This is a genomic window from Ruegeria sp. CDSC045 (assembly GCF_059610725.1).
In genome coordinates this window covers 41,469-55,397 of record NZ_JBXWOE010000012.1, presented here as the reverse complement: position 1 = coordinate 55,397, position 13,929 = coordinate 41,469, and the positions used below count along the sequence as shown (strand labels likewise).

Sequence of the window (13,929 nt, the reverse complement as noted above, 5' to 3'; positions counted from 1 at the left end):
ACCAAAGCGCCCATTTTGCGGTCGTCAGGTTAGGTCTTGATTGGGTTTGGAAACGAAATTGGGGAACCGATTGCGCAGGGCCCGAACCTGTGAGCAGTCGGGCCTAGGCGCCGAAGCCGAAATAGATGGTAGTAGTGCGATCAGAGCAACAAGGGCTGAATGAAACCGCAAGACGTGTATAACGATTTGAAACAGGCTAAGCTTTCGTTTGTCGTATTGCCGGGTATGTCGGTTGATGCGATCCTGAGCGAAGTCCTTAGTTTTTTCCTGTCCAGAAACTTCCTGATGTTTCTGCCTGCTTTGATGCTGCTGCTCATTGGTGCGACGCCGTCATTGTTTGCTGAACCGCTAAACGGGCTGGGGCGCACGATCTATTGGATGTGCGGATTGCTGGGGTATATGGGCTCGGTGGTGCTGATGTTGCTTTTTGAAGCATTCTGCAGCCGATATCTGGGCATCAAACGGTTTTTCACCCCGCTGACATGTTTTCCCATTGCGTATGGGGCGATGCAGTTTGCCCAATTCGCAACGACAATGGTTTTCAGTACATTTCTGTCTTTCAGCTTTGAAAACTCGCCGCTTTTGCTGCCTCAGTACTTTCTCGTCGTTGGAATTGAAGTGATCGTAATCGTTTGGGTTTTTCCACCTTATCTGGCCCGCCTGCGCGCCAGCGATCCGCAACCCGAGGACGAGCCGGATAGCAGAGTGGAATCCCGTGTTCCTGTGGCCAATGGTTTAGTGTCCGCCAATGGGCAAAATTTTTTGGCCAAGGACATTTTGTTCGTTCAGGCTCAGCAGCACTATGTCACCCTGCGTGTAGATGAAAAAGAAGTGCTGGTGCGTTCAACGTTCAAAGGCATCCTATCGCAAATGCCAGAATGCTATGGCCTACAGGTGCATCGGTCCTTTTGGGTTGCCAATCGGTGTGTGGATATTGCTCAAAGCCTGAATGAAGTCGGATATCTGGTTCTGGGCTGCGGCAAAAAGATCGCTATCGCCCGTAGTCGGCACGGCGCCGTGCGTGATTGGCTGTCCGAGATGGCGTCAGCGGAAAGCCCGGCAACAGTCAAAGCTTCACCACAACAAACCTGACATCGTTCGGCAGAAACATCCGGCTTATCGGTTCGTTTAGATAATCCACCTTCCCATCGCTACTGGGTACAGAATACGCAGTGGATGGGAAGGTGGACAGTTCAATATTTTTAGTAATGAAAAGACTTGAATTTTGATCTTTTGCTTTCCCCGATTTTGAGTTTTTCCCCCTCTATAATCAGGTCGTACTGGTCAACACGTCACTCGATAAAGGCGCCGCAAAACCAGGCGCTGCCTTCTTTTCCTGCATAGGCACGGACCTGGCAATGAAATTGGTACGAAACGTCAAAAATTCGAAACGAATGGCAATGAAAATTCGTGTCGCACGAAATGAATAGAGCGACTTGTGCATTCGCTGTCATGTTAAGAAGTTGATAGTTAAGGGGTTAATGAAATTCCCTGCCTTCCTGTGATTTGGCCCGAAACTGTTGTCACAGATGCAGAGTTTCGCGCAGGATTAGTAGTCGCGCTCGAAAAAGACACCCAATCCCGTTTCCCCCCGCCCGTCAACGGTTCCGCGCATGGTGATATTATCGGTGACGTCCAGATTGAGGTTCACTTCGGTATTTCCTTCGGTGTTCACGTTAAAGTCGGTATAGAGATTGTCACCCAGATACGCCCCGGCGCCCAAAATTCCGCCGCTTGACGTTGCTCCGATATCGACTGTGTCGACACCGGTCGACTCCCTCAGACCCTTGGTTGCATCTCCTCCTGCACCGCTGAGCTGCGCCAGCGATGCCGCCATCTGGGCAATGACAAAGGGCGACAGCTCAGAGAAACGATTGCCAAACAACAGCATGGCCAGCGCCTCTTCTGCTGGCCGTTCCGGATCCGAGAACACGTTGACTTCGGGGGCGTCCAGCGGCCCGGCGATTTCGATTGTAGCGGTCCCGTCCGAGGTGCTGTTTGAGGATTCAAATTCGATATAGGGTGTCAAGTCGCCTTGTAGGGTCACGATACCTTTTGTCAGGGCCAGCCTGCGGCCCAGAATGTCGAAATTGCCTCGGATTAGAGCGATCTGACCCGAAGGAATGATCGAGGTTGTTGTACCGCCTATGTACAGCTGTCCGCCGAGTTCGGCATTCACGCCTCGACCTCGGACAAACACGGCTTTGGGGGCGAGCAGAGCGATGTCCAGCGCAATACGGGAATCGCTTTGGGTGGCATCGTCCTGTTTTACCAAACGGGCACGTTCCCGAGTCCTATAGCTGGCCGCGTTTTCGTTGATATGTTCGATCTCTGGTATGGGCGCAGCGCCAACCGCACCCGAGGCGGCGGCGAGGTTAATATTGGTTTCCTCGAATGTAATTTGCCCGACTATTGTGCTGTTGCCCGCCAAAGCTCCGGTCATTGCGATTTGCCCGTTCAGGATCGTCTCGTACAAAAGCTGATCCGTCAGCACGAGACGATTGAGCGTGGTCGTAATTTGCGCATTGAACGGAGGCGTCAGGTCAATCGGGCCCGCGACGGTGAAATTACCCCCGGCGCGGGTTCCACCATTTAGGGAGATGTTGGCGCGGTTGTTGGCCAACTCGACCGCGCCGCTGATGCCGGTAATGGTCTGACCGGCACCCGGTATCGCCAACGAGGTTCCAGAGGTCGTGATCGACCCGCTGAGCGCCTCAAGCGAGGGTTGGCCATTCAAGCTAAGGTCGTACCGCGCAGTCCCGTCGATTTGGTTGGGGGTGATGAACAGGTTTGCGATACCGATATTAACCCCGCCTTGCGCATTCAGATCGGCGTTTCCTGTGGTTTCATCGAACGTGCCCGAGATTTCGCCGGTGATCTGTGCCGGACCCTGCGCCGAAGAGTTGATGGTCCAGACGCCTGCCTTGCGCTTTGCGGTCCCATTGGCGGTGATTGTACCTGGAAAGTCTGGGGCGAAACGCTCGACCTTGTTTAGCTCGGCGTCAAAGTCCAAGTCTGCCGATCCGTCAGAGCCGACAGACCCCGTCAGCGACGCGTATGAACTGTCCGGCCCACGCAAGCTGACTCTTCCTTCAAGGCCTGAAGCTGTTGGCGCGGCGTTGCCTTCCAATGTGAGTGGTCCTGACAACGTCTTGGAAATCCTCGCAAGATCGTCCAGCTTTACCGAATAGCTCAGCCCGCCGGTCTCTTTGCTGACCTGACCCGAAGCGTCTGCGGTCAAGGCGGTGCCCCGCAGTTTGAAGTTTTGGACATTCAGACCCTGATCACTGTTCTCGGCATCGACACGCAGCGTCGTTCGACCTTCGATCAGTTTGTCGACGAGACTGATGCCAATCTGGACGTCCTGCGCATCGACATCGCCGGCTATGTCGAAGGTCTGGCTGGACAAAGCTCCGTTGCCATTGATATCCGCGGTAACCGACCCGGCAAGATCCCGGCCCGCGAGATCCGAAAATAGCGAAAGATCAGGGACAGTCACCTGTGCCTGACCATCAAGAACTAGATTCCCGGTTGGGTCATCAATCGACGCGCTCACCTGCGCGGTCAGCGCCTGGCCGTTGATCGTGGCGTTGCGTATGTCGATAAGGTCTCCCGTTTTCGCACCATCCCAGGCGATCACGGTTTTGCCTGCCAGCAGAGGATCGACTTCGGACATACCTGTCTGCAGATCCTGCGTCGTAATGCTGGCCGTGCCATCAAACTCTTGCGTCTGCAGGGTGCCTTTGCCGTCCATTTGTGCGCTGAGCGACCCGCCCAGCTGCCGCTGGGCCAGCCCGGAGAATACCGAGAGGTCGGGCGCGTTGAGGCTGGCCTGACCGTCGATTGTCAGATTGCCATCAGGCGTGGTCACTTCGCCACTTGCCTGTGCCTGCGCGGCCTGACTGTTCAGTTTGAACTCGCGTATGGATATTCCATCCGCCCCACGGCGAGCATCCAGAGCGATGGTGGTCTGGCCTGCGATCACGGGGTCGATATCGTCGCGACCGGTCGACAGGTTGTTGCCCTGAACAACAATTTTGCCATCAAAGCTGCCCTCAAGCGGAGAGCCCTTGCCCTGAACCTCTGCCGACGCCGACCCTGCCAGTTCCAACTGGGCAAGGCCAGAGAACCGGGACAGGTCGGTAGCGTCCAGCGTTGCTTTGCCATCAACAGCCAATCCGCTGGTTAATCCGCTAATCAGCGTGTCCAGGGCCAGAGTGTAATCCGACCCGACCAGTTCGAAACCGGACAATGTCAGCGACTGGTCATCGCCAAACTCAAATTGCCCGTCCAGCGTGATGCGGTCTCCGACGGCTGTGTTCAGGTTCGGATCGGTCAGATCTATGCCAGTGACGCTGGCCTGCAGATCGCCGTTCACCGTAAATCCAAGGGTCTGATCGAGCACGCCTTGCGCGATAATTTGCATGCTCTCAAGTTCGGCCTGGGGGGATTTGAACTTATCTGCTGTCAGGCTAAGATCCCAGAGATTGCCGTTCTTCTGATCAAACAAGGTCGAGATCTGCGCGGACTTGATCGTTTTGTCACCACCGCCAACCGGAAGCGTGACCGCCTGTCCCTGCGGCGGGGTAATGCGTCCCTGCAAGGCGGCAAACTGCAATGTGCCACCTTCGGCAAGGGCCAACTTCCCCTCAAGGTTCAGGGCCTGCGTTGCAAGCTGAAGATCGGACAGGTCCAGCGCCCCTTCGGGCAGGGTCTGACCCTGCACGAACAGCCGCGAGTCCGTCCCGAAAAACGGATCGATGGCAGGGCCGACGAAAGGTGTCAGGTCTCCGTTCAGATCGGCGGTAAATGCTATGCCTTCCGCAGTGTCGTCAGGGGTCGAACCAAGCCGAACCTGCCCGGCCAGACGCTGCTGCCCGTCACTGCTCAGCCCGATATCGGCGGTGAAATCCGTCAGCGGTCCGGCGCCTTTTGCCGTCAGCTCGATCGTTGGGCTGTCGGGAATGTTCAAAGCGGTCGAAATAAGCCCGCCGGATGCCTCGGCCACGTTCAGGTCCAGATTGATCTCGCTTGTCGAGTTGTCGAACCCGGCGGTCAATGTGATCTCATCTCCGGCACGGTCCAGCCGCACCACGTCGAGATTGGTGTCCAGCGTTCCATCAGCAAGCGACAGATTTCCGGTGACGGATAAGTCGGCGGCCACCCCAATCAGCGGCTGCCCCAGCGACAACTGATCCACGCGGATTTCGCCGATTTCAACTGCGACAGGCAGCTCGGGCAGCTGGAATGTCTGGGTTTCCGCAGAAGGAGGAGGGGCATCTTTGGTTGTGGTGCCCGGCGCACGGGCTACGTCGATCTCTTGCGCTGTCAGCGCATTGACCGAGAACCGCCCCCGTATCAGGGCCAGTCTGTTCCAATCCAGTTCGGCATCTTTGATGGTCAGCCAGACGCCCTCATCATCCGATACCGTGATCTCTGCGATTGTGGCCCGTGCGCTGAGGGCGCCTTGCAAGCCTTTGACGGTTACGTTCTGATCATCACCGGACAGGGTATCCTGCAGAAACTGCTCTAGCATACTGCCGCCTTCGTCCTGCGCCAAAACGGGGTAGGGCACCCACAGCAGAACAGCCGCCAAAACTGGATATGAGAAACGATGTGTCAAAATGCCTGACCAATTCCGATGTAAAACTGCAGACCATCTCCGGTGTCGCCTTGAACGGGAAGGGCCAGATCCAGACGAAGCGGGCCAAAGCCGCCAAGGTCGTATCTGATCCCAAGCCCGGCGCCGGAATGGCTCTCAGCGGCGCTGCTGACAAAAGAGGACGTGTCGACAACACCATAATCATAAAACCCGACCAGCGATATTGTCTCGGTGATCTTGCCGCGAACTTCGCCGGACAGCCCGAGGAAAGACTTGCCGCCAGCAACCTCATTGCCAACAGGGATGCCGAGGCTTTCATAGGGCTGACCGCGCACAGTGCCCGCACCGCCCGAAAAGAACAGGAAATCGGGTGTGACCCCGTCCAAGGCGGGTCCTACAATTGACCCAATCTGGACCCGTCCTGCCAGCACGAGACGACCTTGCGTCCGCAGACTGGTATAGGCACGCGCGTCCGCAAACATCCTGAGGCCTGTTTCTGTGTCGGACAGGCCGACAAATGGCATCACACGGGCATCCAGGTAATAGCCATTGGTGGCGCTGACCTTGCTGTCCCTTTCATCCCATTCTGATCGGAACGGCATGATAAAATAGCGGAACTTACGCCCGTCGCCATAGGCGTCATCTGCATCCGACCACTGAAACCCGGCGGATGCTTCGGCGTATAGGCGGTCTGAAAATGTGCGTCTTGCACCATAGGCCAGAGACGTCACCGTCACGTTGTAATTGTCGGTGTTGCGACGTTCCAGAAGGGCGCTCCAGAACGTGCTGTCATCGGGGCCCAGCCGGTCGGGCTGATCCAGCCGCAGCCCGATGCGCCCGTCCAGATCCTCGGCCCCGCCAATATTGCGCAACGATGCCTCAAACCGCAGGCGTTGGGCGCGGCGGAACACGTTGCGATGCGTCCAGGTTGTCGACAGCTCCATCCCATCGCGCGAGGCCACTTCCAAACCAAAGGTCAGGCGGCGTTTGGGCATGTCTTCAAGATAGACATCGAAATCCAGGGAGCCATCAGGGTTGGGAGTGTCGTGCTCTTCGATCGAGACAATATTAAACGTGCCGGTGCGGCGAAGCCGGGTTCCGACCTTTTGCACCTGCTGGGGGGAATACACCTCTCCGGTTGGGAAGCCGGCGATTTGTTCGACGGACCTGTGGCGAACATCGCTGTCGCCTTTGATGTACATTTTTCCAAAGCTCAGACGCGGTCCCGGGGCGAGGTCAATGCGGGAATCCAGCTTTGCCTGGGCGTGGCGGGCAATGACTTTCTGGCCGCTGACCTCGGCCTTGGCATGACCAGCGTCACGCCATCCCTGCACGCCTGCTGACGCGGCTTGCTGAATGGCGCCGGTGGTGGCCAGTTTGCCCGTCGCATAGTCTTCGGGAAGAACCGTTTCGGTCGCGATCGGCCGGACCACCGCCTGGCCAAATGTGAAGGTTGGGCCGGTTTTAACAGCAATCACGATTTTGTTGATCTGATTGGGCACGTTGAGTGAGCTGAGTTCCGCCGCCTCTTTCCCGTCCAGTTTAATGCTGACGACGGGACTGAAATAGCCTTCGTCATAAAGGATCTGAACAATGGTGGTATAGTCCGACAGGGCCGCTGACAAAAGTTCAAGCGGTGTGTCCAGCCCGCGGGATTCTGCGGTTGTCACCGATGCGGTATCTTCGATCCGTTCAACCAGCGCTTTCGGAGCGCCCGGTGCCGTGAGGACGGTTTCCAATGCGGCCAGCGATGTGGGTAATGTGGCGACGACTATTCCGAACAGACAATTTCTCACAAAGCTGCATTGTCTTATTCGCTGCATCTATTGGCTCCAGCTGCCCCAACTAGAAATTAATTTCGGCGCCTTTTCGGATGTGGCGGCCCCTTAAGGATAGTTAGAACATCTGTAATCGTGTAGGGGAAGCGTTTATCGTTTGGCCAAGAAAATTAGCGGAACAAGTGATGGCTCAGTGCCAGTTCAAAGGCCAGCATTGCGGAACCAGCGAATGATCGCCGCGCGATCTTCCGGTTCCATATAGGTGACATTTGCGGGTGGCATGGCGTGACTGACGCCGGCCTGCAGGTAAATCTGTTTCGCATTGCGGGCGATGTCACCTTGGGTTTCCAGAAGAATGCCCTTTGGCGCCCACAGGATGCCGTCCCAAACCGGTTCGCGCGCATGGCACATGGAACAGCGCCCCAGAACGACATCATGTGCCTGTTCGAACCCGTCTGCTGCTGCGTATTTCTGTTCAAATGCGGTGAGCGGCTGCGCCTCGGCCTCCTCCAGAGGTTTGTACATAGGCGCCGTGGACAGCCACATGATGGCGATGAATAGCAGAGCGGTCACCAGCCAGGTCCAGGTCGGATCACCGGCGCGGGCGTGGCGTGTATTGAAGTAGTGACGGATTGTGACACCCATCAGAAATACCAGCGCCGCAATGATCCAGTTGTATTGGGTGGCAAAGGCCAGCGGGTAGTGGTTCGAAAGCATCAGGAAAACCACAGGCAAGGTCAGATAGTTGTTATGAGTCGAACGCAACTTGGCGATCTTGCCGTATTTCGGGTCCGGGGTGCGGCCATTCTTGAGGTCGTCTACGACGATGCGCTGGTTCGGCATGATGATGAAGAATACATTCGCTGTCATGATCGTGGCGGTGAATGCGCCCAGATGCAGCATCATCGCGCGCCCGGTGAATATCTGGTTGTACCCCCAGCCCATCACCACCAGCAGGACAAACAGCAGCACCATCAGTAATGTTGGGCGCTCACCCAGACCGGATTTGCACAGGAAGTCGTAGATCAGCCAGCCCATAGTCAGCGAGGCCGCCGAGATCAGAATGCCCTGCCACAGCGCCAGATCGGCCTTTTGCGCATCAATCAGATAAAGCTCTCCACCAACCCAGTAGACGATCATCAACAGCGCAGCTCCGCTAAGCCAGGTGGCATAGCTTTCCCATTTGAACCAGGTCAGATGATCCGGCATCCGCTCGGGTGCGACGAGGTATTTCTGAATATGGTAAAAGCCGCCGCCATGTACCTGCCATTCTTCCCCGTCGGCGGGGCCGGGGATATCCCGATTCAGGCCAAGGTCCAGAGCGATGAAGTAAAAGGATGATCCGATCCAGGCGATAGCAGTGATTACGTGCAGCCAGCGCACAGCAAATGCCATCCAATCCCAGAACACGGCGAATTCAAACATGAGAGTTCTCTCCAGTAGGTTATAGTCACCCTAGGCAAACTGGCTTTTCTTCGGTATTCCCGTATATTGTCAAACTGTATCAAAAAAAACGATAAGATGTCCTATCTCGACAATATTCGCACCTTCGTTCGTGTCTATGATCTGGGCAGCATGTCTGCTGCCGGGAGGGATTTGCGTGTTTCACCGGCGGTGACTTCGGCGCGAATATCACAGCTTGAGGATCATTTGGGCGTGCGTCTGTTTCAGCGGACTACACGTAACCTAAGCCCGACCGAGCAGGGACGTGCGTTTTACCCCGGAGCGGTTGCGGTCCTGGATGCCGTAGATGAAGCCGAGGCGCAGGTTGTTCACCTGACCGAAGCCCCCCGCGGGTCACTATTCGTAGCCGCGCCCTTGGGCGTCGGGCGCAGGTTATTAGCCCCACATGTGCCGGATTTTCTCTCGGAATACCCCGAAATTGATGTGCGATTGCGCCTGACCGACAGGTCAGTGGACCTGACGACCGAAGGATTGGATCTGGCCTTTTTCATTGGTCAGCCCGAGGACAGCACCCTGCGTATTCGCAAGATCGCGGATTGCGCGCGGGTTCTGTGTGCCGCACCGGACTATGTAAAACGCAGGGGGATGCCGCAAAACGGAGCCGATCTTGTGTCCGACAAGCACGAGTGTCTTAACCTGCGGTATCCCGGCGCCGCAGAGTTTCAGTGGATGCTGGAAACTCCAGACGGGCCAAGACGTTATGCCGTGTCGGGCCGGTTTGAATGCGATGACGGAGATGTTTTGACCGATTGGGCGTTGTCAGGGCAGGGGATCGCGATGAAACCTGTGTTTGAGGCAGCGGAACATCTCAAGGCTGGACGTCTTGTGGTGGTTGCAAAGGAGACACCTCCTGTCTCTGTTCAGATGGCGTGTCTCTATACCCATCGACGTCACCAGGATCCCAAGGCGCGTTTGTTCATGGATTTCATGATCGCGCGAATTGGCAAGGTTGTGCAAAACTCGGACATCAACGGTTAGCAAAGGCTCCCGGCCGCGCGTAAATTTTCTCGAAGAGCTGTATCCGTCATTATCCGCACCGCGCCCAACGGGTGCGGCGCCCGGCTCAACAGGAGGAGGTCCGGCAGGGGCGATCGACGGTCGGAAGGTTCGCCCGGTCTGTTAGCTGCCGCGATACGTGGAGTAGCTGTATGGCGATAGCAAGAGCGGCACATGATAGTGGGCGTCTGCTTCAGACATACCAAACCTGATTGGAATCTCATCCAGGAACAGCAGTTCGTCATCCGCCTGGCCAGAGGCGCGCAGATAGTCACCCGCGCTGAAAACAAGCTCGTATTCCCCGGTTTCAAAGTTTGCTTGCGGTAGTATTGGGCTGTCTGTTCGCCCGTCTGCATTGGTCAGCATCTCAGCCAGTTTGTGGCGTCCGTCCTGGGTAATCGCGTACAGAGCAATTTTCAGCCCCTCTGCGGGACAGCCTTTGGCGGTGTCCAGAACATGGGTTGTCAGATATCCTGCCACGCGTTTCTCCTCATATTCCGATCACCGCAACGAGTGGCTGTTGAAAACCGCAAACTGCAATCGAGCATTGATTGACGCAGTCTGGGGCGAAACCCGAGACTTTGGGAATGCCGAAAGAAAAGGAAACAGCGTTCGGATTGATTTGATAATACTGCATCCAATTCTGCGGTAAAGCGTAGGTAGTGTAACACAACTGAGACGGAACATTCATGCAGCCCCCTCGCTATCCCCGTGACATGATCGGATACGGAGCCAACCCGCCAAACGCCCAGTGGCCTGGCGGAGCAAATCTGGCCGTTCAGATTGTGCTGAACTACGAAGAGGGTGGCGAGAACTGCGTGCTTCACGGTGATGCCGCGTCCGAGGCCTTTCTGTCCGAGATTGTCGGCGCAGCGCAATGGCCAGACCAGCGTCATTGGAACATGGAATCGATCTATGAATATGGGTCGCGGGCAGGGTTCTGGCGTCTGCACCGCTTGATGAAGGACTTGCCCATAACCGTTTACGGTGTTGCGTCGGCGCTGGCACGGTCGCCCGATCAGGTTGCCGCCATGAAAGACGCAGGTTGGGAGATCGCAAGTCACGGCCTGAAATGGGTCGAACACAAGGATATGTCTGAGGCGGAAGAGCGCGCTCAAATAGAAGAGGCTATCCGCCTGCATACCGAGGTCGTGGGGGAACGTCCCTATGGTTGGTATACCGGCCGGTGTTCCGAGAACACCGTGCGTCTGGTGGCCGAAGAGGGGGGCTTTGCCTATGTGGCGGACACCTATGCGGATGATCTGCCCTATTGGATGCAGGTCTCTGGCCGGGACCAGTTGATCGTACCATATACGCTCGATTGTAACGATATGCGCTTTGCAACGCCGCAAGGTTTCAATTCGGGCGATCAGTTCTATTCCTATCTCAAAGACAGTTTCGACGCGCTTTATTCCGAGGGTGAAGCCGGTGCGCCCAAGATGTTGTCGATTGGTCTGCATTGCCGCCTGATCGGTCGTCCAGGTCGGGTCATGGCGCTGAAGCGGTTTCTGGATTATGCGCGTGGGCACTCGGATGTCTGGTTCGCGACCCGTCTGGAGATCGCCCAGCATTGGGCAGCGCAGCACCCGCCTGTATCAGGTCCAAAGCCGTCAGAAATGGCGCGGGACGCTTTCGTAGCCGCTTATGGCGGGATCTTCGAACATTCGGCGTGGATTGCAGAGCGCGCCCATGGGCTGGAACTCGGCGCGGCTCACGATACTGCCGGCGGGTTGCACAACGCACTGACGCGCATGTTCCGTTCGGCCTCTGATGAGGAGCGGTTGGGCGTGCTGACCGCGCACCCGGATCTGGCAGGCAAGCTGGCACAGGCCAAGCGACTGACGCAGGAAAGCACGGCGGAACAATCCTCGGCGGGGCTGGATGCGTTGACGGATGCCGAACGCGATGCCTTCACCGATCTGAATAGGCGCTATACCGACAAGTTCGGATTTCCCTTCATTATCGCTGTGCGTGATCATGACAAAGCCTCTATCCAGCAGGCGTTTCAGCGGCGGATAGATCAGGACCGGGACACAGAATTCGCCGAGGCCTGCCGACAGGTCGAGCGTATTGCCGAATTCCGCCTGAGGGATGTGCTGCCTTCATGAAACAGATCCGGACTGTTCCTTTAACGCCTGACGCTTTTGCCCCGTTCGGAGATGTGATCGAGGCATCGGGCGACCCGGACAAGATCATCAACCAGGGCCAGTGCGGGCGGTTTCATGACCGGGCGGCTCTTGAATTTTCAGGCGGCCGCGCCGGGATCAGCCTGTTTAACGCCAACCCCCGAACCCTGCCGTACCATTTGGATATGGTTGAACGGCATCCTGATGGCAGTCAGGCCTTTGTGCCCATGACCCATCAACCCTTTCTGGTCATTGTAGCACGAGATGTTGACGGGCAGCCGGGCGAGCCGTGTGCCTTTGTCACCCGGCCCGGTCAGGCGGTGAATTACCATCGTGGGACTTGGCACGGCGTTTTGACACCGTTGCATGGCCCTGGATTGTTCGCCGTTGTTGATCGGATCGGCGATGGGCCCAACCTGGAAGAATACTGGTTCGATACCCCTTATCAGGTGGTGTCGTAGCCAAATGAAGCCGCAGCATAAGCGGTAAGACCCCCGTGAATCTGACAGAGAGGACTGTAACTCATGGCTGACACTTCAATAGGGACACCCGAACAACTTCGGGATCCAAATTATACCCCGGCGCTGCACAAGGCAGTTCCGCTGGGCATTCAACATGTTCTGGCGATGTTCGTTTCGAACGTGACGCCTGCGATCATCGTTGCAGGGGCCGCCGGGTTCGGGTTCGGTTCGAACTCCCCCGATTTTCCCGAACTGCTGTACCTGATCCAGATGTCGATGCTGTTTGCCGGCGTCGCGACCTTGCTGCAAACGGTGACGATTGGCCCGGTAGGAGCGGCTTTGCCTATTGTTCAGGGCACCAGCTTTGCGTTTCTGCCGATCATGATCCCGCTGGTTGCTGGCAAAGGCGTCGATGGTCTGGCCGCATTGTTTGGCGGTGTCATTATCGGTGGGGTGTTCCATGCCCTGCTGGGCACGGTGATTGGCAAGATCCGTTTTGCCTTGCCACCTCTGGTCACAGGCCTTGTGGTGACGATGATTGGTCTGGCGTTGGTCAAGGTCGGCATTCAATACGCCGCCGGAGGGGTTCCGGCCATTGGAACGCCTGAATACGGCTCGGCGCTGAACTGGTCGGCTGCTTTGGTCGTGGTTGTGGTAACGCTGGGGCTGAAGTTCTTTACCCGCGGAATGCTTTCGGTTTCTGCCGTTCTGATTGGTCTTGCGGTTGGGTATGTCTATGCCCTGATGGTTGGCATGATCACGTTTGAGGCAATCGGAACAAGCTGGAGCCGCGCTGCAACTTTCGCCCTGCCTGTGCCCTTCAAGTATGGGTTCGAGTTCTCATTCGCCGCCATAATCGGGTTCTGTCTGATGGCCTTTGTTTCGGCAGTTGAGACGGTGGGGGATGTGTCGGGTGTGACCAAAGGCGGAGCCGGGCGCGAAGCCACGGACAAGGAAATCACCGGTGCAACCTATGCTGACGGCTTCGGTTCGGCCCTGGCGGGCGTGTTCGGCGGCTTACCCAACACGTCGTTCAGCCAGAATGTCGGGCTGATCGCAATGACCGGCGTCATGAGCCGAAATGTCGTCACCATCGGCGCCTTGTTTCTGATCCTGTGCGGCCTGGTGCCCAAGGTTGGCGCTATCATTCGCACCGTTCCGATCGAAGTACTGGGCGGTGGCGTCATCGTCATGTTCGGGATGGTTGTCGCCGCGGGTGTTTCGATGTTGTCCGATGTGGACTGGAATCGGCGCAACATGGTGATCTTTGCCATCGCGCTGTCAATCGGGTTCGGCCTGCAGCTCGAGCCGGGTGCGGTGCAACACTTGCCCGATACTCTGGGCATCCTGATGAAAAGCGGGCTGCTGCCTGCGGCTCTGATCGCCATCGTGCTGAATCTGATCCTGCCGGATGAGTTGGCCGATGAGGCAACCGAAGAGGTTTCGGGCGGCATGTCGGGGCACGGGTCGGGCAGCCTTCCCGGCAAGTAACGGAAAGAAAA

The 13,929-nt window shown here is 56.9% G+C and carries 9 protein-coding genes; 5 read left to right on the top strand and 4 right to left on the bottom strand.

The annotated features are described in order from the left end of the window. The first annotated feature begins 159 nt into the window (after positions 1-159). The gene (locus tag AC2FH6_RS18160; protein ID WP_142640101.1) at positions 160-1,092 is read left to right on the top strand and encodes a LytTR family DNA-binding domain-containing protein; all 933 of its coding nucleotides are present in this window, start codon (positions 160-162) and stop codon (positions 1,090-1,092) included. 457 nt (positions 1,093-1,549) lie between these two features. On the opposite strand, the gene AC2FH6_RS18155 is transcribed toward AC2FH6_RS18160, so the two are convergent. The 3 genes from AC2FH6_RS18155 to AC2FH6_RS18145 all read right to left on the bottom strand — a co-directional run bounded on the left by AC2FH6_RS18155 (position 1,550) and on the right by AC2FH6_RS18145 (position 8,805). Further along, the gene (locus AC2FH6_RS18155; RefSeq protein WP_496703824.1) at positions 1,550-5,623 is read right to left on the bottom strand and encodes a translocation/assembly module TamB domain-containing protein; all 4,074 of its coding nucleotides are present in this window, start codon (positions 5,621-5,623) and stop codon (positions 1,550-1,552) included. Continuing rightward, positions 5,620-7,425, bottom strand: coding sequence for an autotransporter assembly complex protein TamA (locus AC2FH6_RS18150; RefSeq protein ID WP_496692313.1), 1,806 nt, complete (start codon positions 7,423-7,425; stop codon positions 5,620-5,622). Before AC2FH6_RS18150 ends, AC2FH6_RS18155 begins: the two co-directional genes overlap by 4 nt. Positions 7,426-7,581: 156 nt before the next feature. Continuing rightward, positions 7,582-8,805 (bottom strand): urate hydroxylase PuuD, encoded by a 1,224-nt coding sequence (locus AC2FH6_RS18145; RefSeq protein WP_496692314.1) that lies wholly within the window; start codon positions 8,803-8,805, stop codon positions 7,582-7,584. 96 nt (positions 8,806-8,901) lie between these two features. Between AC2FH6_RS18145 and AC2FH6_RS18140 the strand changes: the two genes are divergently transcribed. Beyond that, positions 8,902-9,822, top strand: a complete 921-nt coding sequence (locus AC2FH6_RS18140; RefSeq protein WP_281973831.1) for a LysR family transcriptional regulator — start codon at positions 8,902-8,904, stop codon at positions 9,820-9,822. 141 nt (positions 9,823-9,963) lie between these two features. Here the strand turns inward: AC2FH6_RS18140 and uraH are convergent, their stop codons facing one another. Continuing rightward, positions 9,964-10,320 (bottom strand): hydroxyisourate hydrolase, encoded by a 357-nt coding sequence (gene uraH / locus AC2FH6_RS18135; RefSeq protein ID WP_496703823.1) that lies wholly within the window; start codon positions 10,318-10,320, stop codon positions 9,964-9,966. A gap of 209 nt (positions 10,321-10,529) precedes the next feature. Between uraH and puuE the strand changes: the two genes are divergently transcribed. From puuE to AC2FH6_RS18120, 3 genes are all read left to right on the top strand, one after another. Next, positions 10,530-11,948: an allantoinase PuuE gene (gene puuE, locus AC2FH6_RS18130; RefSeq protein ID WP_496703822.1), complete on the top strand. Its 1,419-nt coding sequence runs from the start codon at positions 10,530-10,532 to the stop codon at positions 11,946-11,948. Next, positions 11,945-12,427, top strand: a complete 483-nt coding sequence (locus AC2FH6_RS18125) for an ureidoglycolate lyase (RefSeq protein WP_496703821.1) — start codon at positions 11,945-11,947, stop codon at positions 12,425-12,427. Before puuE ends, AC2FH6_RS18125 begins: the two co-directional genes overlap by 4 nt. A gap of 63 nt (positions 12,428-12,490) precedes the next feature. Beyond that, the gene (locus AC2FH6_RS18120; RefSeq protein WP_142640116.1) at positions 12,491-13,918 is read left to right on the top strand and encodes a nucleobase:cation symporter-2 family protein; all 1,428 of its coding nucleotides are present in this window, start codon (positions 12,491-12,493) and stop codon (positions 13,916-13,918) included. Positions 13,919-13,929: the final 11 nt, after the last annotated feature.